This is a genomic window from Devosia sp. MDV22-iso42, assembly GCF_058629155.1.
This window is the reverse complement of record NZ_JBZVWR010000009.1, coordinates 336,283-354,703: the sequence shown is the minus strand read 5'-3', so window position 1 is coordinate 354,703 and position 18,421 is coordinate 336,283. Positions and strand designations below refer to the sequence as shown.

Here is an 18,421-nt window from a genome sequence, read left to right as displayed (position 1 = left end):
ACGCCCCGACGCCGAAACGACATTGTCCGGCCAAATCGAGCCCCGGACCCCATGACCTTGCTGCCCAAACTGGTTGTCATCCTTGCCTGGGCGGCGCTGCTCGCCGGGCTGACCCTGCCGACGCCCACCCCCGAAGTGGCCAATATCACGACGCTGGTGCTGATGGGCGTGGGTCTGCTGGTGCTGGCCGCGGTGCCGGCATCGCGGGCGGTGCTGCGGCAGCCCGCCATCGCGCTGTCGCTGGGAGCGGGGCTGGTGCTGCTGGTGGCGCTGGCGTTCACCGCGACCTCGCCGATGCATATCGCGGTCATCATGGTGCTGGCGCCGCTCTGGCTGGCCGGGCCTCATGCCGGCCTGCTGACGCGGCTGGGCGAGCGACTGACGCCGCTGGCGATCGCCAGCCTGGCGCTGGCCGGGGCAGCCGCGGGGGCTCTCATAGCCGGCTATGGCGCGCTGGTGCTGCAGCTCGACCGCGGCGGCATGCTGGTCAACAATCCCATCCACCTGGCCGACCTGACCCTGATGCTGGGCTTTGTGGCGCTGGTCGGCCTGCTCGACCGCCGGCCGGTGCGCTTCGTGTTTCTGCTCGGGCCGCTGCTGGCGCTGGTTGCCGTGTGGTTTTCCGGCTCACGCGGCCCTCTGCTGGCCTTTGTGCCCATGCTGCTGGTGGCGACGGCTATGCTGGCTTTCATGACGTTGTCGCGCCGGCAGGTTGTCGTCGCGCTGGTCGCGGTGGTGGCGCTGATCGGGCTGGCGGGCACGGCGGTGATCGGGCTGGGCCTAGGCGGACGGCTGGGTGGGCTGGGCAATGACGCGGTGGCGCTGGTCACCGGCGGGGCAACCGACGGGGCGATCGGGGAACGGCTCCACATGTACCAGACCGCCTGGAACGCCTTTTGGGCCTCGCCCTGGTTTGGCTATGGCATGATCGAGTTCACCACCAGCGCCGCGGCATTCGCGCCGCCGGGGCCGGGCTATGCCCCCTCCTCGCACCTGCATAATGACCTGGCCGATTTTGCGGTGATCGGGGGCCTGCTGGGCCTGATCTGCTACGGCTTGCTGCTGGCAGCGCCGATTGCGGGAGGCCTCGCCACGCGGGGACGGCACCGTCATGCGGCGCTCTATCTGGGCGTGCTGGCCAGCCTGGGCTATCTCAGCATGGGCCTGACCAATGCCATGTTCGGCATCCTGACCCAGACGGTGGTCTATGGCGTATTGCTGGCGCTGATCGCGGCGCTGGCGCAGCTCGGACAGGAAGACCAGGGATGACCGGCACACCGATCCATATTGCCCTGACCTTTGACGACAATTTCTGGGCGCCGGCCTATGCGCTGATGCGCTCGATATGCCTGGCCAGCCGGCGCCGCGCCGACATGGTGTTTCACCTGCTGCACCTGCCGCTGACCGAGGCGCATCTCAAGGACCTCAAGGCCATCGAAAGCGAATTCGGGGCGACCCTGGTCTGGTACAATCTGGCGCATAATGCCGAATTCGACGCCTTCGTCGCCGGCCTGCCGACCAGCACGCAATGGCCCAAAGTGGTCTATGGGCGGCTGATGCTGGGCAGGCTGCTGCCCGAAACGGTAAGCCGCGTGATCTATCTCGATTGCGACATGATGGTGCGCGACCCGATCGAGGCGCTGTTCGATACCGATCTCAAGGGCTTCCCCCTGGGGGCGGTGCGCGATTCGGTGCATCCGTTCATCGTGGGCAAGCGCGACATGGTGCAGAACCGCGACCTGTTCGAGTATGCCGACCCCTATTTCAATTCCGGCATGCTGCTGATCGACCTGGTCGCCTGGCGCGCCATCGACATGCAGAGCCAGATCGCGGCGCTGGCCGCACGCGGGATTCTGGGTCGGCTCTATTACGACCAGGACATGCTCAACCTGATCTTCCGGAACAACTGGCTGGAGCTGAACTGGCGCTGGAACACCATCGATGCCCATGCCGCCCATGAGGGGATGAACCCGGCCATCCTGCACTATACGCGCAAGGCCAAGCCCTGGGGCATCATGTCAGGCATCTTCCACTCCAGCGCCCATGCCCGGTTCTATCGACACGTGATGACCAATGAACTGTTCTACCGCTTTGCCCGGCATCGCTGGCAGCGCTGGTGGAAAAAGCTGCTGCGGCTCGGCTAGGCCTCAGCCGAGCGCAATGCCCTCGCGCTGGCACAGGGTCCAGAGGGCGCTGCCCTGCTCGGGCAGCGGCATGTCGGCCCGGCCGCGGCGCGTCAACTGGCTGCGCCAGAGATGGACCGCAAGGGTATCGGGACCAATGGCGCCATCCACGCTGGAGCCGGGCTGCATCAGCGCGGGAATGCCCTCATAGGGGATGGGATAGAGCGCCGAACTGGGCCGCACCAGATGCTCGAGGCCGCGCTGGCGCATGTAATGGGTCAGCGCCATGGGGCCGGTGGCGCCGTATTGCATGTCCTCGGGGGCGATTTTTTCACCCGTCAGGCGACGCGCGGCGACCTCGAGGCGGCGGAACAGCGGCAGGTGCGGCTCGAGCAATGGCCGTTTGGTATCGGTGAAGATCGAGAGCAGGTCGGCCAGCAGCGGCGCGTCGGCGGGGATATGCAGCACGGCGCCGTTGATCGAGCCGGGCCGCTCATAGGCCATCAGATAGTCGGGCGGGCCCTCGATGGGGCGGACACAATAGACGTCAAGATCGGCATAGACCCCCCTGCCCTGGGCCAGCACCGCCATGCGGAAGTAATCTGAGAAGACGCCGGGCGTGCCCTTGCCCTTGTAGAAGACCAGCTTGTCGCGCGGCAGCACCTCGGCAGCGTCGCGCTGGCGGGCGCCGGCGGGCAGGTTGCCGATGGGATCGAAGGAATAGACCTCCACCGCGTGTCCATTGCGGCGGAATGACGCGATGGACAGCGCCTCCAGCCAGCTCATCGGGCCGTGCCAGAAGCTGACAATGGTGGGCAGTTGAGCGGTCAACGTGGTGGGCATGGCAGTCCGGGGTGACGATGGGCCTGCGCTGTACTTAGCCCAGCGCGGTCCACTCTGTCACCCCGGCCCAATTCGATCAGGCCAGCACGCCGTCTTTCAACGATGTCGCCAGCGGCGCCGGCCGCTCGACGGGGGTCTTGATGTCAATGGTGCGGCCCTCGCGCGAGGCGGTCTCGAAGGCTTCCATGACCTCGAGCACGTGCAAAGCCAGATCGCCATTGGCGCGGTGCGGCCGGTTGTCGAGAATGCCCAGGGCCATGTCGGCGACGCCGAGCGAGCGGTAATTGCCGTCGGCATAGGGCGCGGTGACCGGCACGGGCGTCCAGGGCTCGTCGCGGCCGCGCTTCTTGAGCTCGACATCGCCGCCGAAGAAATTGGGATCGGGGACGATCAGGCTGGCCTCGGTGCCATAGAGTTCGAGCGGCACATGCTTGTGGCCGGCCACGTCAAAGCTCATGGCGACCTGGACAATGGCGCCATTGGCAAAGCCGAGCGCGCCGGTGACATGGGTATCGACCTTCACATCCATGATCTGGCCCTTCTTGGGCTCGGACAGGACGGGGCGCTGCAGGCGCAGGCGCGAGGCCATGGCCGAGACGCGGGCCACAGGCCCCAGCAGGTTGACCAGGTCGGTGATGTAATAGGGGCCCATATCGAGCACGGGGCCACCGCCGATATCATAGTAGAAGGCCGGATCGGGATGCCAGGCCTCGTGGCCGGGGGCCTGCATGAAGGCAGTGCCGCCCACGAGTTGGCCCAGGGCGCCGCTATCGACCACGGCACGCGCCTGCTGGTGCGAGCCGCCCAGGAAGGTGTCGGGCGCCGAGCCGATGCGCAGGCCGGCCTTGTTGGCGGCGTCGAGCAGCGTGCGGCCTTCGGCGAAATTGATACCCAGCGGCTTTTCCGAATAGACGTGCTTGCCGGCGACCAGGCAGCGCAGGCCGACCTCAACATGGGCGCGCGGAATGGTGAGGTTGACGATCAGCTGGATCTCTGGATCGGCCAGCATGGCCTCAATCGACATCGACTTGAGGCCGAACTCGGCGGCGCGCGCCTGCGACGCCTCTGGCCGCATATCGGCCAGGCCCCTGATGTCGAGCACCGGAAAGCCGGCCATGGTCTCGTGGCCTGTCATGGCCCGCAAATAGGCCGACGAAATATTGCCGGTACCGATAAAGCCGATACCGAGGCGCTTGGTGGTCACTGCATAGTCCTCCCTGACATGTTAGTGGCAAGCTAGCGGGGAGCGCCGCGCCGCGCCAGAGCAGGGAGAGGTTTATTTGGCTATCAGATGCTCGCTTCGGAGCGAAGCGTGGCGGGAACATGCAGCTGCCGGCAAGCCCATTGCTGCAGGCGATCTGCTTGCCATTTCAGCCATTAAGATACATTCTGCCTGTATAAAAATGCAACATGCAGGGTGAATGTATGCAGGTGCGCCAAAGTCAGCGCGAACGGCGTGAGGGGACGCAGCGGAAGTTGATCGCGGTAGCGCGGCGGCTATTTGCCCAGCAGGGCTTTGCCGCGACCGGCACGCCGGAGATCGTGGCGGCGGCGGGAGTAACGCGCGGCGCGCTCTATCACCACTTTGCCGACAAGACGGCGCTGTTCCAGGTCGTGGTAGAAGAGGAACATGCGCTGCTGGCGATGGCCATCAATGGTGCCACCGCGGGCGAGGACGAGCCCGGCCCGGTCAAGGCCCTGATCGCCGGTGGAGATGCCTTTCTCGACGCCATGCAAGACGAGGGGCGGCGGCGCATTCTGCTGGTCGATGCGCCGGCCGTGCTGGGACGGGCGGCGGTCGACGCCATCGACGCGCGGCATGGCCTGCGCACGCTGATCGAGGGCGTTGCTGCCGCCATGGAGGCCAAGGCCATCCGCGACCTGCCGGTGCTGCCGCTGGCGCATCTGCTCAATGCCCTGTTCGACCGGGCCGCCCTGGCGGCGCCCGCGGACCTGGCGGACTATCGCAAGACCATCAAGGCGCTGATCCGCGGGCTCAAGACCTAGCTTCGAGCGCAGCCAGGCGCGCGGCCAGGGTCTGCACCGCGGCGATCAGCGGGGCAATGAACTGGTCATAGCGCAGGCCCTGTTCGCTGTCGGCGTCGGTGGGGTCGACGAGGACATGGCCGGCAAAGTCACGGTCGCCGAGCACGGCCTGCACCTGCTGGGCGAGCAGGCCATAATGGGTGCGGCGGCCGAGGCGTGCTTCACCCGTTGCACTGCCGCCATCGATCCAGCGAAACCTGACCGGCTGCAGCGCCAGGATGAAATCGAGCCCGAGATCGGTGGGGGCGATGTCGGTCTTCTGGCGGGCGTCGGAGGTCTGGATGGTGCCGGTGGCGGCCCAGATGGCGGACCAGCGCGCACCCGAACCGCCCAGGGTCATGGCATTGTCGGTGGCGGGACGCAGGGTTGCCGCCACCGTGGTCGCCCCGGTGGTGGCGTTTACGGTCAGCGCATTGATCCAGCTGCTGCCATCCGGGCTGACCTTGAGAGACCAGTTGTCGCTGCCGGCCAGGCCCATCTCGGCCCGACCTGACCAGTTGGTCTGGAACAGCAGGCTCGCCGTGTCGCCGGCCGCCGCCTTGTTGAGCTTGAGCTGATGGCCGGCGCCGGCATGGGTGAAGAGGCTGGCCGGGGCGGCCACGGCGAGGCGGTTGGTGGTGTCGGCGCTGGTGTTGACGCCCAGGCGCGGCAGGCCGCTGCCGACCGAGGCCAGGGGGTTCCAGGCCCCGGCATCAAACACCAAAGCGGTCTGGTCGGCCCTGCAATAGAGCTGCCAGCCTGGCGCCGGATCGAGGAACAGCCAGGCGCCGGACTGGAAGCTGGCGATTTCATCGGCATGACCGGCCCAGGCACCCGTAGCGCCGGCGGGCACCAGATAGGTCTGCCCTTCGATTGGGGTGAGCGGCGGGGCGGTCAGGGTGCGACTGCCGACGGCGGGCTGCACCAGCGCATCGAGCGCCTGCAGCGCCTCGTTGTGGGTGATGTGCTTTTGCGCCTGGCCTGGCATGATGAAGGGCAGCGTAAGGCGGGGGGTGTGGTCCATGGCGGTCTCCTTTGGGGGAGAGTCTAGGGCCAGCGGTTGCGGCGGGGATAAGTGAACCGCATCGGACCGGTCCCCTCTCCCCCGTGGGGAGAGGGGAGGTCAGGCGGCGGCGAGGACCACGGGGCGCCGCGTCGTCGTGACGATGAAGGTCACGATGAAGGTGGCGCTCATCAGCAACACGATGGTGGGGGCCGGGGCGCTGTCGATGAAGAAGCTGAGATAGATGCCGAGGAGCGAACTCACCACCGAGATGGTGACGGCGATCAGCATCATGGGCGCGAAGCGCTTGGAGATGAGAAAGGCGATGGCGCCGGGCGCCACCAGAAGGGCAATCACCAGCACGATGCCGACGGCGGTGAGGGCGGCGACGATGGTCAGCGACAGCAGAGCCAGCAGGCCATAATGCAGCACGCGGACCGGCAGGCCGATGGCGCCGGCCTGTTGCGGATCGAAGATGAATAGCAGCAGGTCGCGCCATTTGGCGAGGACGATGAGGGTAACCGCCAGGGCGATGACGCCGGTCTGCAGCAAGTCGGCCGGGCTGATGCCCAGGATATCGCCGAACAGGATGTGGTCGAGATGCACATCGGTCTGGATGGAGGTGTAAAGCACGATGCCCAGGCCAAACAGGCCGGAGAAGACCACGCCCATCACGGTATCCTCCTTGATGCGGCTGTTTTCCTTGAGGAAGCCGACCGAGAGGGCGCAGGCCATGCCGGCGGCAAAGGCGCCAATGCCGAGCGGCAGGCCGACCATATAGGCCAGCACCACGCCGGGCAGCACGGCATGGGAAATGGCGTCGCCCATCAGCGACCAGCCCTTGAGCACCAGAAAGCAGCTGAGCAGGGCCGTCGGCACGGCTACCATGACGGCAATGGCCATGGCATTGGTCATGAAGGGAAACTGGAACGGCCAGAGGGCGTAGATCAGGAACTCGGTCATGGCGTGAGCTCGCCGGCAATATTGGCGTCGCGGCGGCGGCGCGCGGCCAGCATGCCGTGTTTGGGGGCAAAGAAGAAGGCGGCGAGGAAAACCGCGGTCTGCAGCACGACGATGATGCCGCCGGTGGCGCCATCGAGGAAGAAGGAGAGATAGGCGCCGATCAGCGAGGACAGCGCGCCCACCGCAATGGCGATCAGGATCAGGCGCGGGAAGCGGTCGGTGAGCAGATAGGCGGTGGCGCCGGGGGTCACCACCATGGCGATGACGAGAAAGGCGCCCACGGTCTGCATGGCCGCCACGGTGCAGGCGGCGAGCAGGGTGAAGAAAATCGCCCGCAGCAAGGGCGGATTGAGCCCGATGGTGCGGGCATGGCTTTCATCGAAGAAGGTGACCATCAGGTCCTTCCAGATCACCAGCATGACGGCCAGCGTCACCAGGGCGATGATGACGAGCTGGATGGTGTCCTCGGGCGTAACGGCCAGGATATTGCCCATGACAATGGTCTGGATATTGACCGAGGTGGGCGACAGCGAAATCATGAACAGGCCGAGACCGAAAAAGGCGGTGAAGATCAGCCCGATCACCGCATCTTCCTTGAGCTTGGTGCGCTGGGTGAGAAACAGCATGGCCGCGGCGGCCAGGCCACCGGAGAAGAAGGCGCCCAGCGAAAAGGGCAGGCCCAGCATATAGGCGCCGGCCACGCCGGGGACGATGGAATGGCTGAGGGCATCGCCGATCAGCGACCAGCCCTTGAGCATGAGATAGGCCGAGAGGAAGGCGCAGACGCCGCCGACCAGGGCCGAGACCCAGATGGCGTTGACCATGTAACCATAGTTGAAGGGCAGCAGCAGGGTCTCGATCATTTGCCGTCCACCGGATCAGACTGGCGGGTGGTCATCTTGCCCTTCTCGCCATACATGACCAGGGGTCGCTCGTCGTCGGTGAGCACCGAGATGTGGCGCGGATCGTCATCGTCATGCAGGCCCGACCCGGCCAGAACGAAGTGGCGCAGCGCGCCGCCAAAGGTCTTTTCCAGCCATTCGCGAGTGAAGATCTCGCCGGTCGGGCCGGCGGCGAGCACGGTGCCCTTGACCAGCACGGTGCGATCGCAGAATTCGGGCACCGAACCGAGATTGTGGGTCGAGACCAGCATGACCTTGCCCTCGTCGCGCAGGCCGCGCAGCAGGGCGACGATGGCGTCCTCGGTCTGCACGTCGACGCCGGTAAAGGGCTCGTCGAGCAGGATGACCTCGCTCTGCTGGGCCAAGGCCCGTGCCAGGAAAACGCGCTTCTTCTGGCCGCCCGAGAGCTCGCCGATCTGGCGGTGGCGGAACTCGACCAGGTTCACCCGCTCGAGCGCCTGGGTGACCATGGCGTGGTCGATGGCCTTGGGGCGACGCAGCGGCCCCATATGGCCATAGCGCCCCATCATCACCACATCCTCGACCAGCACGGGGAAATTCCAGTCGACGTCCTCGGACTGCGGCACATAGGCTACCAGGTTGCGCTTGAGCGCCTGCTTGCCCGGCACGCCGAGGATCTCGACCGAGCCGCTGGCCAGCGGCACGAAGCCCATAATGGCCTTGAACAGGGTGGACTTGCCCGAGCCGTTGACCCCGACCAACGCGGTTATGGAACCCCGCGGAATGGCAAAGCTGGCCTGCCTGATGGCCGTGGTGCCGTTGCGATAGGCCACGGTGATGTCGCTGACGACGAGGCCGCTGGCGGCAAGGTCATTCATGGGGCAAGGCCTTTGACGATGGTGGAGGTGGTGACCGACAGCAGGTCGAGGTAAGTGGGGACCGGACCACCGGCTTCGGACAGGGAGTCCACATAGAGCACGCCGCCATAGGCCGCGCCGGTTTCGCGAGCGACCTGCTCGGCCGGCTTGGGGGAAATGGTGGATTCCGAAAAGATCGCCGGAATGGCGTGTTCGCGCATGGCGTCGATGACCTGGCGCACCTGCTGCGGCGTGCCCTGCTGATCGGCATTGATCGGCCAGAGATAGAGCTCCCTGAGGCCGAAATCGCGCGCCAGGTAGGAGAAGGCGCCTTCGGAGGTGGCGAGCCAGCGGCGCTCCTCGGGGATGGCGGCAATGGCGGCGCGGATCGGCTCGACGGTGGCGGTGATGGCGGCGGCATAGGCGGCCGCATTGGCATCATAGAGGCCGGCATTGGCCGGATCGGCCGCGCCGAAGGCAGCGCGGATATTGTCGACATAGACCAGGGCGTCGCTGGGCGACATCCAGGCATGCGGATTGGGCTTGCCGGCATAGGGCCCCTCGCCAATGCCCATGGGCGTGATGCCGTCGGTGACGACGACAGAGGGCACGTCGCCCAGATTGGCGAGGAACTGCTCGAACCACTGCTCGAGATTGAGCCCGTTCCACAGGATGAGGTCGGCATCCTGGGCGGCGATCAGGTCGCCCGGCGTCGGCTGGTAATTGTGGATTTCCGAACCGGGCTTGGTGATCGAGACCACATCGGCGGCGGTGCCCGCCACATTGGCCGCCATGTCGGCGATGATGGTGAAGGTGGTGACCACCTTGAGGCGCTTGGGCGTCGCGTCCTGGGCCCAGGCGGGCAGAGCCACAAGCATGGCGGAGGACATGAGCAGGGCAGAAAACAGGCGACGATGCATCTGGCACTCCGAACCGGCGATGCTCCGTATCTAGTGCAATTGCAAATCATTCGCAAGTAGCAATTTGGTGGCAGAGTCGCCACCACGCAGCAACCCGGCCGGCAGGCTATGCTGCTCGGGTTGCGCGGGCGTAGATCAGGCAGCGTTGCGGATGATGGCGGCGATATCGCCGGCGCTGTGATTGGTAAGTTCCTTGTCGAGCGTCAGCGCAATACTGGTCTCGACGGTCTTGTGCAGGGCGCTGCGCAGCTGACCCAGGGTCTGGGGATCGGCGGCCAGCACCATGTGGTCGAACTTGTTGGCCTGCTTGAGAGCAAACAATTCGGCCGCCAGTTGCTTGGCAAAGGTGGCCTCGTCGGTCTGGCGCGGGGTCTGGTCTTCCGGACGCGAACCGGAAGGACCTTCAGACGCCAGGTTCTGCGGCGTCAGCTGGCGTTCCTCGGTCAGCGTCATGGCGTCCTTGACGCCATGAGTACGGAACAGCAGGGCCCGATGCCCGTCGGCCACCACGACAAGGGTCTGCTGGGGGATGGGCTTTGACTCGGTCATGACATGCTCCGTTGGTTGCTGGCCCGGAAATGCGGGCTCCTAGCCCAACGGCTGCGGGCAGTGAACGTTCCCGCGGGGCGGCGGGCCGAGGGTCCGCCACCCGCCCGGCGGGCAGGTGGCGTCAGGGTTGAGGCAGGCGGCGCTAGTTGTCGTTGACGCGGCGGCGATATTCGCTGGCGAGGTAGATCACGGCCAGGGCAAAGACCAGGCCGATACCGACCTGGGTCCAGTCTAGGCCAGTCAGCAGGTCGCCGGCAAAGGCGAAGCCATCAAAGCGCGCAGCACCCATATTGGGCTCGAAGCGGTCACCCAGGCTGGCGATCCAGCTGTCGGCATAGTCGGTGGCCGGCGCGGCGGAGCGGTATTGCATGAAGGCCCAGGTGCGGGTGGCAAAGGGGTGCAGCCCGCCCAGGGTCACCCATTCGAGCGCCGAGATGATGGTGGGCAGCAGCAGGGCGATGGGAATGGCCCAGCGACCGACCACGGTGGCAATGGCGCCCACCAAAGCGATGAAGGGCAGATACCAGAGCAGGCCGGCCAGCAGTACCGTGAACAGCGCCAGAGCGACCTGGCCATAGATGACGATAATGTCGCCCAAAGCGGCAAAGCCCGCCGTGCCGTTGATCAGCATGGTGACGAAGGCGACGGTAAACAGCAGCACGCCGCTGAGCAGGACGACGCCAAAGACGGTGAGCGGCAGCAGGGTGACGGAAGCCGCCAGCTTGCTGAGCAGGACCTTGAAATCGCTGACCGGCATGGACTTCCAGAACAGCATGGCATTGTTGCGCTTGTCGGCAGCAAAGCCATCGGCAGCGTAGAAGAACAGTGTCGCCGCCAGATAGAGCGACCAGCCGAAACCCAGGCCGAGAAAGCCCAGCTCGTAGACGACCAGCGGCACGACGGTGAGCATGGCGCCGGACAGGTGCACGTCGACCCGGCCGACGGTGAAGGCCAGGATGACGAGAGCAAAGATGATGCCCAGCAGCAGCAGCGGGCCGGTCAGGAAAGCGCCACGATGCTCGAGCAGTTCGCGATGCATGAGCGCGGTGAAGGCCTTCATCGCGCGGTCTCCGGATTGGCGGCGGGCCGCTGCATCAGGGCGACGAAGAGATCGCTGAGCGTAGGCGTCGAGAGCGCGCCGAAGGGCTCGAGCAGGTTGCGGTCGACGCCGTCAAAGATCAGCACCGTCTGGCCGAAGCGGGTTTCCTCAAAGACGGGACCCAAAGCGCGGGCCGGCGCCAGGCGGGCGGAATCGGTGACCACCAGCTGGGTGAACTTGTCGTTGACGGTTTCCATCTGCATGTGCAGCACCAGATTGCCATCGCGGATGAACATGATGTCGGAGAGCATGAACTCGATCTCGTCCACCTGATGGGTGGTGATGAGCAGGGTGCGCTCCTCGGTCATGTAGTCTTCCAGCAGGCGGCGATAGAAGCGCTTGCGATAGGTGATGTCCAGGCCCAGCGTAGGCTCGTCGAGTACCAGCAGCTTGGCATCGATGGCCATGACCACCGCCAGATGCAGCTGGGCCATCATGCCCTTGCTGAGGTGCTTGACCTTCATTTCGGGGCGGATATCGGTGCCTTCGAGGAAGCTGCGCGCCTTGTCCTGGCTGAAGTTGGGATGGATATTGGTGAGCAAAGCAAACAGCTCGCGCACGCGCAGGAAGCGCGGCAGACTGGCGACGTCGGAGATGAAGGCGACGTTTTCCATCAGCTTGGCGCGCTGGGCAAAGGGGTCCTCGCCCAGCACCCGGATGGTGCCCTCGCAATTGGTGAGGCCGAGCATGGCGTTAAGCGCGGTGGTCTTGCCGGCGCCATTATGGCCGATCAGGCCATAGATGCGGCCGGCGGGAATGTCGAAATCGAGCCCATGCAGTACTTCCTTGCGGCCAAAGCTCTTGCGCAGCCAGCGCGCCGAGACGATGGGCGCGCCGGCCGGTGCGGCGGTATCGAGGGAAAGCTCATTCATGGGTCTGCCCCTGGTCGGTGTTGAGGTGGTTGAGTAGGCTGTCGAGATCGAGGCCGAGCGCCCTGATCTGGGCGGCGATGCGCGGCCAATCCTGCTTGAGGAATTTTTCGCGCTCATGGGCCAGCAGTTGCGCGCGTGCGCCCGGTTTGACGAACATCCCCAGTCCCCTGCGTTTTTCCACCACACCGAGATCGACCAGGGCATCGAAGGCCTTGGTGACCGTCAGCGGATTGACCGAGAGCTCGCCGGCGATCTGGCGGACCGAGGGCAGTGCCTCGCCCTCCGCCACATTGCCGGCCAGGATCATCTCGGCCAGTCGCTGGCGGATCTGCACGAAGATCGGCTGGCTGGTGTGAAAGTCATCCATGTGTCTTGCCTAACTAGTGTGCTACACACCTACCACACCCAAACAGAGTGTCAACGGGATTTTTCGCCTTGCCGCGCGGCCGCGCCGATACTATCCAATACAATACCAATTGGAGACCACTCATGAGCAGCCACCCGTTCAGAATCGAAATCTGCGTCGAAGGCACCGATGGCCTGATCGCGGCGCAGAATGCCGGGGCGGACCGGGTGGAACTGTGCGCCAGCCTGATCGAGGGCGGGCTGACGCCCAGCCTGGGGGTGATCCGCGAGGCGCTGCGGGTGGCGACCATTCCGTTCCACGTGATCATCCGGCCGCGCGGCGGCGACTTTTTGTACTCGGATGTCGAGTTCAACAGCATGGTGGAAGACATCAAGGCGCTGCGCGAAATGGGCAGTGTTGCCGGCGTGGTGATCGGGTGCCTCACGGCAGACGGCCGGATCGACGAGGCGCGGACCACGGCGCTGGTCGAGGCTGCCCGGCCGATGGCCGTCACCTGCCACCGCGCCTTTGACATGACGGCAGACTATCGCGAGGCCATCGAGGCGCTGGTGCGCTGCGGCGTCGACCGGGTCCTGACCAGCGGCCAGCGCGACACGGCCGTGGAGGGCAGCGCCATTCTCAAGGACAGCGTGGCGCTTGCCAAAGGCCGCATCGTCATCATGGGATGCGGCGAGCTCAATGCCGGCAATATCGCCCAGGTCCGGCGCGACACCGGCGTCGACGAGATGCATTTTGCCGCCCTCAAGACGCTCAAGAGCGCCATGACATTCCGCAATCCGCATGTGGGCATGGGCGGCACCGCCATCGAGCGGGAATATGAGGTGACGGTCACCGACGAGGCGGCCGTTCGCGCCACCATTGCCGAGGCCCGCGCCGCCGCCTGAGGCTTGCGGTCGCCCCTGCGGCAGAGCGGCCCTTTTTTCTTTGGCCGGCTGGCGCTAGAAGCGGTGCCATGACCCGCTCGTTTCTCTTTGCCCAGGATGAAGCCGATGCCGCCACGACGCGGCTGATCGCGACCGCGGCGCAGGTGACCGGCTTCATGAAGGGTGAGCCTGGCCCGGCCCGGCCCGGCTGGTACGTGGCCGGCGGCGACAATGCCGCCTTCATGGCGCAGCTGCATCAGGCACTGGCGGCGACCTATCGGGACGCCGGCCCGCCACTCTGGGCGGTGCGGCTCTGGACCAACCTGATCTGGCAGCCGGCCTATCTGGCGGTCATCGCCACCCATATCCATGGCGCCCTGCCCGACCTCACCCGACTCAGCCAGCAGCGGCGCGGCGTTTTCGTCGATGGCTACCGGCTGGTGCCGGGCGTGCAGAGCGGGGGCAGCGAGCCGGCGCGCATCGCCCAGGCCAGCGCCCAGCTCAACCTCCTGAGCGGGCAGCTGCTCGAAGAGGTCAATGGCCTGGTCAAATTGCGTCCCCTGAACGCAAGGCGCCTGCTGGCCGACCGGATGCTCAGCCTGATGGTCTGGCTCAGCCAGAAACGGCGCGACCTGCCGCTGGCGCTGATCGAGGACTATTGCAGCCAGTGGCTGGCCGGCATGGGGCTGACCGGCCAGGGCAGGCTGGTCACCATTACGGCGCCGGACGGACTGCAGGCGCTGATCGTGCAGCGAAAGGGCTGTTGCCTGGACTACCTGCTCGATCCCGACCGGCTCTGTGCCAGCTGCCCACGGCAGGAAGACGGATTGCGCGTGGCGCGGCAGAGCGCCAATGCGCTGGCGGAACTGGATTAGTCGAAGACCTCGTCGGGATAGACGCCCCAGAGCTCTTCCTGGCGGACATAACCGGCATAGCTGGCGGCGCGGCCATTGCCGGCCGAGCTGGTGGCGCTGACATCGCACCAGGCCCCGTCGCATTGCCGGATGATGACCTTGAAGCCGGCGCCGAGCCGGGCGCGCAGGCTGGCGGTGTCCGATTGGCTGGCGCGAATGGCGACCTCGCCATTGGCCAGCAGCGGCGTGGCATAGCCGGCGCGGGTGCCCTGCAGCAGGTTCTGGTGTACCCAGCCTTCGGCGCCGTCCATGTCGCGAATCTTGCGCCAGGTGTCGAATTCCTGGACGATCTCGACCGGGATGACCGATTGCAGGTAGGTCCAGGCGACCTCGTATTTGGTGCCGGGGCCGACGCGGACATTGATGGGGTCCGAGCGGGTCGAGGCAAAGCGTGGCAACGGCAGGCCGCTGGGATTGCCGGCCTGGGCCAACACCGGCGGCACGCAAAGCAGCAGCGTCAGCAGCAGCCCGACAAGGACGCGCAGCAGGGGAATGGGGCTGGTGTGACGGCCAAAGCCGCCATGAAGGGGCTGGTCAAACATGGCTTTGCAGATGAATTCGAATTGCCTTATCACTAGCCGATGATCCTTAATGGGCACTGAAGGGGGTGGTTTTCCACAGCCCGCGGCCCACACCCCGGAACCTCATGGCCAGCCACAAACCCAAAATCCTCGTGACCCGGCGCCTGCCAGAGACCATCGAGGCACGGATGGCGACGCTGTTCGAGACCGACGTCAACGAGGCCGACGTCACCCTGACGCAGGACGATATCATTGCCGGGCTCGAGGGCAAGGAGGTGCTGGTCTGCTCGATCACCGACACTGTCGATGCCGGGCTGATCGCGCGCCTGCCCAAGAGCGTGCGGCTGATCGCCCAGTTCGGCAATGGCGTGGACAATATCGACGTCGAGGCGGCCTGGGCCGCCGGGCTGACGGTGACCAATACGCCTTCGGTGCTGACCGAGGACACGGCCGACATGGCCATGGTGCTGATGCTGGCGCTGCCGCGGCGGCTGGTTGAAGGCACGCAGATGCTGGTGCGCGACGGGGTCTGGGCCGGCTGGTCGCCAACCTCGATGCTGGGGCACCGGCTGCGCGGCAAGGCGCTGGGCATTGTCGGCATGGGCCGCATCGGCACGGCGGTGGCGCAGCGCGCCCGGGCCTTTGGCCTGCACATCCACTACTATTCGCGCAACCGCCGCCCCCCGGCGATCGAAACCCCGCTCGAGGCCACCTACTGGCCTGACCTCGATGCCATGCTGGCGGCGGTCGACATCGTCTCGCTGCACACGCCGCATACGCGCGAGACCTTTCACCTGCTCTCGGCCGAGAGGCTGGCGGCGATGAAACCGGACAGTTTCGTGGTCAATGTCAGCCGGCCCGAACTGCTCGACGAGGCCGCGCTGGTGGCGCAAATCGAGGCCGGCCATCTCAGCGGCGCGGCGCTCGACGTGTTCGAGAACAAGCATGGCATCAATCCGCGGCTGCTGGCGCTGGCCGAGGCCAACAAGGTGGTGCTGACCGCCCATATGGCCTCGGCAACGCTCGAAGCGCGGGTGGAGATGGGCGAGACGGTGATCGTCAATATCCGTGCCTTCATGGATGGGCACCAGCCGCCGCACCGGGTGCTGCCCGAGGGCGGGCGCGGCTCGCTGAGCTGACCGCCGGGCGCGACGCGCCGGTCGCGCATGGGGGGCAGATGCGCTGGCGGATTGACGCGGGCCCGCCGAGGGCATAATTCCCGCCCATGAGCAAAGATAACAAGCAAACCGGCCCGACCCAGCGCTCGCTGCGCATGGGTGAACTGGTCCGCCATGCGATGGCGGACATCTTCGCCCGCGGCGACATCGATGACGATGCCCTGCGCGGCACGGTGATCACCGTGCCCGAAGTGCGCATGAGCACCGATCTCAAGCTGGCCAATGTCTATATCATGCCGCTTGGCGGCCAGCATGCCGACGAGATCGTCGCCGCGCTGAACCGGCACCGCAAATATGTGCGCGGCCGGGTGTCGCCGGCACTCAACGTCAAATTTGCGCCCGAAGTGCGGTTCTTTGTCGACGAGACCTTCGAGGAAGCCGGCCGCATCGATGCGCTGCTGCGCTCGGAAAAGGTCAAGCGTGACCTGGCCGGTGATGACGGCGAGACCGATTGAGCGCCCCCAAACGCGTCAAGCGCGCGGTTTCCGGCTGGGTCGTCCTCAACAAGCCCTATGACATGACCTCGACCCAGGCGGTGGGCAAGGTGCGCTGGCTGTTCAGTGCGGCCAAGGCCGGCCATGCCGGCACGCTCGATCCGCTGGCCACCGGCATCCTGCCGATTGCGCTGGGCGAGGCGACCAAGGCGGTGCCGCAGGTGCAGGACGGCACCAAGGTCTACCGCTTTGCCATTGCCTGGGGCAGCGCCACCACCACCGACGATACCGAAGGCACGGTGATCGCCACCTCCGACGTGCGGCCCGACCGGGCGGCGCTCGAAGCGGTGCTGCCGGCCTTTACCGGCACGATCCTGCAGCGGCCACCGATCTTTTCGGCGCTCAAGATTGATGGCGAGCGGGCCTATGACCTGGCGCGGGCCGGCGAAGTCGTGGAGCTGGCGCCGCGCGAAATCGATGTTGACGCCATCAGGCTGCTCGAGCATGGCAGCGAAAGCTCGGTGCTCGAGGTGACCTGCGGCAAGGGCACCTATGTGCGCTCGCTGGCGCGTGATATCGGCGAGGCGCTGGGCACGCGGGGCCATGTCAGCCTGCTGCACCGCTCGGCCGTCGGGCCGTTCAACGATGCCGATGCGCTGACCATCGACCAGCTCGAGGCGCTGAGCCTGGAGGAACGCGACCGGCTGCTGAAGCCGGTCTGGTCGGGCTTTGTCGACCTGCCGGAAGTCCGGCTCGATGCGTTGCAGGCCAATGCGGTGCGGCATGGCAATAGCGTGCTGCTGACCGGGGCGGGTGCGCCGGTGACGCTGGACGAATGCTGGGCCAGCTTCAAGGGCGAGGTGCTGGCCACCGGCTGGGTCGAATTCGGCCAGTTCCAGCCGCGGCGGGTCTTCAATTAGGCAGCAAAAAGGCGGGGATTGCTCCCCGCCTCGATCTTGTCGTCGCTTAGTTGATGAAGAAGACGATGATGATGATCAGCCAGATCGGCACGCCGAGCAGCCAGAGTCCAATGCCTCGAAACATCTGATTTCCTTTCCTTAGAACCGGCGGAACACGTCAGCAAAGACGCTGTTGTTGTCGCGATGATTGCCACCCTTCTGGGCAGCCCAGAAGGCACCAATGGCCGAGATCAGCAGCGAGGCTGCGAGCAGGAAAGCGGCGATGATGGCGGTGTTGCGGGCAATGCGGGCAGCCTCGATGGCTTCCTGGCGGGCAGCTTCAACGCTAGTGATGGCCTGGTCGACGCGGGTTTCGGCTTCAGCCTGGGCAAGACCGGTATTGGCGGCCACGACACTGGCCAGATAGGTCCGGTCAGCCTCGGCAACAGTGCCATCGCCAAGCGCAGCCTGGGCAAAGATACGGCCAGCTTCAGCGCGGGCCTGCCCTGCTTCAACCGGCTGGGTCGAGCGGAACATGGTGTCGATGAAATAGGCGTTCGGATCCATGGCTTCGGCCGAACCTTCGGCCACATTGGAGGCAGCAATGGTGGCGGTTGCGGCCACATTGCCGGCGGTGGACACCGCCGCGCCAATGCCGCCAATGGCAATGACGGAGCCCAGGATGGCGGCGCCAGCCCAGACGAGCAGGCCATGTGCCCCATCGCGCAGGTCGCTCTCGTCTTCATTGGCGTCGAAGTGACGGCGGCGCAGACGGCCGGTCAGGTAGCCGCCAGCCATGAAGCTGGAAATCTGCACCCAGAGGAACCAGCTGGCGGCGACAATGCCGATGACCAGCGGGTTGGCACCCGTGCCATAGCCGAAGTCGAGGAAATTGAGGCCAACGGCCGAGCCAAAGCTGATCAGCACCAGGCTGATGGCTGTGGCCAGCGCAATGCCGGCAAAGATGGCAGGCCAGTCGACATAGCTGGACTGGTCGCGATCGGTGGATTCAGATTCGATAATGGCGACGCCCGCGGGCGCATCAATGCTCATTGTGGCAGCTCCTGAAATGATGGGGTTTGGACGGCCAGAAGGCTCAAGCCAGACCGATGAAAGACAGGATTGCCA

Annotated in this window: 21 protein-coding genes; 8 read left to right on the top strand and 13 right to left on the bottom strand. The window is 65.8% G+C overall.

Annotation, left to right across the window (positions count from 1 at the left end):
* The first annotated feature begins 51 nt into the window (after positions 1-51).
* Together AC4NN3_RS11735 and AC4NN3_RS11730 are read left to right on the top strand one after the other, a co-directional pair.
* A complete protein-coding gene (locus AC4NN3_RS11735; RefSeq protein WP_491927274.1) occupies positions 52-1,269 on the top strand; it encodes an O-antigen ligase family protein in 1,218 nt (405 codons plus the stop codon).
* A complete protein-coding gene (locus tag AC4NN3_RS11730) occupies positions 1,266-2,144 on the top strand; it encodes a glycosyltransferase family 8 protein (RefSeq protein ID WP_491927273.1) in 879 nt (292 codons plus the stop codon). The genes AC4NN3_RS11735 and AC4NN3_RS11730 overlap by 4 nt, the downstream gene beginning before the upstream one ends.
* A gap of 3 nt (positions 2,145-2,147) precedes the next feature.
* Here the strand turns inward: AC4NN3_RS11730 and AC4NN3_RS11725 are convergent, their stop codons facing one another.
* Together AC4NN3_RS11725 and AC4NN3_RS11720 are read right to left on the bottom strand one after the other, a co-directional pair.
* Positions 2,148-2,966, bottom strand: coding sequence for a glycosyltransferase (locus AC4NN3_RS11725; protein ID WP_491927272.1), 819 nt, complete (start codon positions 2,964-2,966; stop codon positions 2,148-2,150).
* Positions 2,967-3,042: 76 nt separating this feature from the next.
* The gene (locus tag AC4NN3_RS11720; RefSeq protein ID WP_491927271.1) at positions 3,043-4,170 is read right to left on the bottom strand and encodes a Gfo/Idh/MocA family protein; all 1,128 of its coding nucleotides are present in this window, start codon (positions 4,168-4,170) and stop codon (positions 3,043-3,045) included.
* 206 nt (positions 4,171-4,376) lie between these two features.
* Between AC4NN3_RS11720 and AC4NN3_RS11715 the strand changes: the two genes are divergently transcribed.
* Entirely contained in the window at positions 4,377-4,973 is a 597-nt protein-coding gene (locus AC4NN3_RS11715) for a TetR/AcrR family transcriptional regulator (protein WP_491927270.1), read from the top strand.
* On the opposite strand, the gene AC4NN3_RS11710 is transcribed toward AC4NN3_RS11715, so the two are convergent.
* From AC4NN3_RS11710 to AC4NN3_RS11670, 9 genes are all read right to left on the bottom strand, one after another.
* Positions 4,963-6,015, bottom strand: a complete 1,053-nt coding sequence (locus tag AC4NN3_RS11710; RefSeq protein ID WP_491927269.1) for a DUF2793 domain-containing protein — start codon at positions 6,013-6,015, stop codon at positions 4,963-4,965. The two genes, AC4NN3_RS11715 and AC4NN3_RS11710, sit on opposite strands and share 11 nt — an antisense overlap.
* 99 nt (positions 6,016-6,114) lie before the next feature.
* On the bottom strand, positions 6,115-6,957 hold the full coding sequence (locus AC4NN3_RS11705) for a metal ABC transporter permease (protein ID WP_491927268.1): 843 nt from the start codon (positions 6,955-6,957) through the stop codon (positions 6,115-6,117).
* Complete coding sequence (locus tag AC4NN3_RS11700; RefSeq protein WP_491927267.1) at positions 6,954-7,820, bottom strand: metal ABC transporter permease; 867 nt, start codon at positions 7,818-7,820, stop codon at positions 6,954-6,956. Before AC4NN3_RS11700 ends, AC4NN3_RS11705 begins: the two co-directional genes overlap by 4 nt.
* Positions 7,817-8,698 carry a manganese/iron ABC transporter ATP-binding protein gene (locus AC4NN3_RS11695; protein WP_491927266.1) on the bottom strand — a complete coding sequence of 294 codons (882 nt, stop codon included), beginning with the start codon at positions 8,696-8,698 and terminating at the stop codon, positions 7,817-7,819. The genes AC4NN3_RS11700 and AC4NN3_RS11695 overlap by 4 nt, the downstream gene beginning before the upstream one ends.
* Positions 8,695-9,597 carry a metal ABC transporter substrate-binding protein gene (locus AC4NN3_RS11690; protein ID WP_491927265.1) on the bottom strand — a complete coding sequence of 301 codons (903 nt, stop codon included), beginning with the start codon at positions 9,595-9,597 and terminating at the stop codon, positions 8,695-8,697. Before AC4NN3_RS11690 ends, AC4NN3_RS11695 begins: the two co-directional genes overlap by 4 nt.
* A gap of 135 nt (positions 9,598-9,732) precedes the next feature.
* A complete protein-coding gene (locus tag AC4NN3_RS11685; protein WP_491927264.1) occupies positions 9,733-10,146 on the bottom strand; it encodes a host attachment family protein in 414 nt (137 codons plus the stop codon).
* Between the two features lie 142 nt (positions 10,147-10,288).
* Positions 10,289-11,206: a hypothetical protein gene (locus AC4NN3_RS11680; RefSeq protein WP_491927263.1), complete on the bottom strand. Its 918-nt coding sequence runs from the start codon at positions 11,204-11,206 to the stop codon at positions 10,289-10,291.
* Positions 11,203-12,117, bottom strand: a complete 915-nt coding sequence (locus tag AC4NN3_RS11675) for an ABC transporter ATP-binding protein (RefSeq protein WP_491927262.1) — start codon at positions 12,115-12,117, stop codon at positions 11,203-11,205. Before AC4NN3_RS11675 ends, AC4NN3_RS11680 begins: the two co-directional genes overlap by 4 nt.
* A complete protein-coding gene (locus AC4NN3_RS11670) occupies positions 12,110-12,484 on the bottom strand; it encodes a GntR family transcriptional regulator (RefSeq protein ID WP_491927261.1) in 375 nt (124 codons plus the stop codon). The genes AC4NN3_RS11675 and AC4NN3_RS11670 overlap by 8 nt, the downstream gene beginning before the upstream one ends.
* 122 nt (positions 12,485-12,606) lie before the next feature.
* On the opposite strand from AC4NN3_RS11670, the gene AC4NN3_RS11665 reads away from it, so the two are divergent.
* Together AC4NN3_RS11665 and AC4NN3_RS11660 are read left to right on the top strand one after the other, a co-directional pair.
* Positions 12,607-13,368, top strand: a complete 762-nt coding sequence (locus AC4NN3_RS11665; protein WP_491927260.1) for a copper homeostasis protein CutC — start codon at positions 12,607-12,609, stop codon at positions 13,366-13,368.
* A gap of 68 nt (positions 13,369-13,436) precedes the next feature.
* On the top strand, positions 13,437-14,222 hold the full coding sequence (locus tag AC4NN3_RS11660; protein WP_491927259.1) for a siderophore ferric iron reductase: 786 nt from the start codon (positions 13,437-13,439) through the stop codon (positions 14,220-14,222).
* Here AC4NN3_RS11660 and AC4NN3_RS11655 read toward each other — a convergent pair.
* On the bottom strand, positions 14,219-14,803 hold the full coding sequence (locus tag AC4NN3_RS11655) for an SH3 domain-containing protein (RefSeq protein WP_491927258.1): 585 nt from the start codon (positions 14,801-14,803) through the stop codon (positions 14,219-14,221). The genes AC4NN3_RS11660 and AC4NN3_RS11655 overlap by 4 nt on opposite strands.
* Positions 14,804-14,907: 104 nt before the next feature.
* On the opposite strand from AC4NN3_RS11655, the gene AC4NN3_RS11650 reads away from it, so the two are divergent.
* From AC4NN3_RS11650 to truB, 3 genes are all read left to right on the top strand, one after another.
* Positions 14,908-15,921: a 2-hydroxyacid dehydrogenase gene (locus tag AC4NN3_RS11650; protein ID WP_491927257.1), complete on the top strand. Its 1,014-nt coding sequence runs from the start codon at positions 14,908-14,910 to the stop codon at positions 15,919-15,921.
* 86 nt (positions 15,922-16,007) lie between these two features.
* Positions 16,008-16,415 (top strand): 30S ribosome-binding factor RbfA, encoded by a 408-nt coding sequence (gene rbfA / locus AC4NN3_RS11645; RefSeq protein ID WP_491927256.1) that lies wholly within the window; start codon positions 16,008-16,010, stop codon positions 16,413-16,415.
* A complete protein-coding gene (truB, locus tag AC4NN3_RS11640) occupies positions 16,412-17,314 on the top strand; it encodes a tRNA pseudouridine(55) synthase TruB (RefSeq protein ID WP_491927255.1) in 903 nt (300 codons plus the stop codon). Before rbfA ends, truB begins: the two co-directional genes overlap by 4 nt.
* 138 nt (positions 17,315-17,452) lie before the next feature.
* On the opposite strand, the gene AC4NN3_RS11635 is transcribed toward truB, so the two are convergent.
* Positions 17,453-18,346 carry a hypothetical protein gene (locus AC4NN3_RS11635; protein WP_491927254.1) on the bottom strand — a complete coding sequence of 298 codons (894 nt, stop codon included), beginning with the start codon at positions 18,344-18,346 and terminating at the stop codon, positions 17,453-17,455.
* Between the last annotated feature and the right edge of the window lie 75 nt (positions 18,347-18,421).

What these genes read in the sequence shown, in the direction of transcription:
- AC4NN3_RS11735 (WP_491927274.1), top strand. Translation starts at nt 52, where the DNA reads ATGACCTTGCTGCCCAAACTGGTTGTCATCCTTGCCTGGGCGGCGCTG.
- AC4NN3_RS11730 (WP_491927273.1), top strand. Translation starts at nt 1,266, where the DNA reads ATGACCGGCACACCGATCCATATTGCCCTGACCTTTGACGACAATTTC.
- AC4NN3_RS11725 (WP_491927272.1), bottom strand. Translation starts at nt 2,966, where the DNA reads ATGCCCACCACGTTGACCGCTCAACTGCCCACCATTGTCAGCTTCTGG.
- AC4NN3_RS11715 (WP_491927270.1), top strand. Translation starts at nt 4,377, where the DNA reads ATGCAGGGTGAATGTATGCAGGTGCGCCAAAGTCAGCGCGAACGGCGT.
- AC4NN3_RS11710 (WP_491927269.1), bottom strand. Translation starts at nt 6,015, where the DNA reads ATGGACCACACCCCCCGCCTTACGCTGCCCTTCATCATGCCAGGCCAG.
- AC4NN3_RS11705 (WP_491927268.1), bottom strand. Translation starts at nt 6,957, where the DNA reads ATGACCGAGTTCCTGATCTACGCCCTCTGGCCGTTCCAGTTTCCCTTC.
- AC4NN3_RS11700 (WP_491927267.1), bottom strand. Translation starts at nt 7,820, where the DNA reads ATGATCGAGACCCTGCTGCTGCCCTTCAACTATGGTTACATGGTCAAC.
- AC4NN3_RS11695 (WP_491927266.1), bottom strand. Translation starts at nt 8,698, where the DNA reads ATGAATGACCTTGCCGCCAGCGGCCTCGTCGTCAGCGACATCACCGTG.
- AC4NN3_RS11690 (WP_491927265.1), bottom strand. Translation starts at nt 9,597, where the DNA reads ATGCATCGTCGCCTGTTTTCTGCCCTGCTCATGTCCTCCGCCATGCTT.
- AC4NN3_RS11685 (WP_491927264.1), bottom strand. Translation starts at nt 10,146, where the DNA reads ATGACCGAGTCAAAGCCCATCCCCCAGCAGACCCTTGTCGTGGTGGCC.
- AC4NN3_RS11680 (WP_491927263.1), bottom strand. Translation starts at nt 11,206, where the DNA reads ATGAAGGCCTTCACCGCGCTCATGCATCGCGAACTGCTCGAGCATCGT.
- AC4NN3_RS11675 (WP_491927262.1), bottom strand. Translation starts at nt 12,117, where the DNA reads ATGAATGAGCTTTCCCTCGATACCGCCGCACCGGCCGGCGCGCCCATC.
- AC4NN3_RS11670 (WP_491927261.1), bottom strand. Translation starts at nt 12,484, where the DNA reads ATGGATGACTTTCACACCAGCCAGCCGATCTTCGTGCAGATCCGCCAG.
- AC4NN3_RS11665 (WP_491927260.1), top strand. Translation starts at nt 12,607, where the DNA reads ATGAGCAGCCACCCGTTCAGAATCGAAATCTGCGTCGAAGGCACCGAT.
- AC4NN3_RS11660 (WP_491927259.1), top strand. Translation starts at nt 13,437, where the DNA reads ATGACCCGCTCGTTTCTCTTTGCCCAGGATGAAGCCGATGCCGCCACG.
- AC4NN3_RS11655 (WP_491927258.1), bottom strand. Translation starts at nt 14,803, where the DNA reads ATGTTTGACCAGCCCCTTCATGGCGGCTTTGGCCGTCACACCAGCCCC.
- AC4NN3_RS11650 (WP_491927257.1), top strand. Translation starts at nt 14,908, where the DNA reads ATGGCCAGCCACAAACCCAAAATCCTCGTGACCCGGCGCCTGCCAGAG.
- rbfA (WP_491927256.1), top strand. Translation starts at nt 16,008, where the DNA reads ATGAGCAAAGATAACAAGCAAACCGGCCCGACCCAGCGCTCGCTGCGC.
- AC4NN3_RS11635 (WP_491927254.1), bottom strand. Translation starts at nt 18,346, where the DNA reads ATGAGCATTGATGCGCCCGCGGGCGTCGCCATTATCGAATCTGAATCC.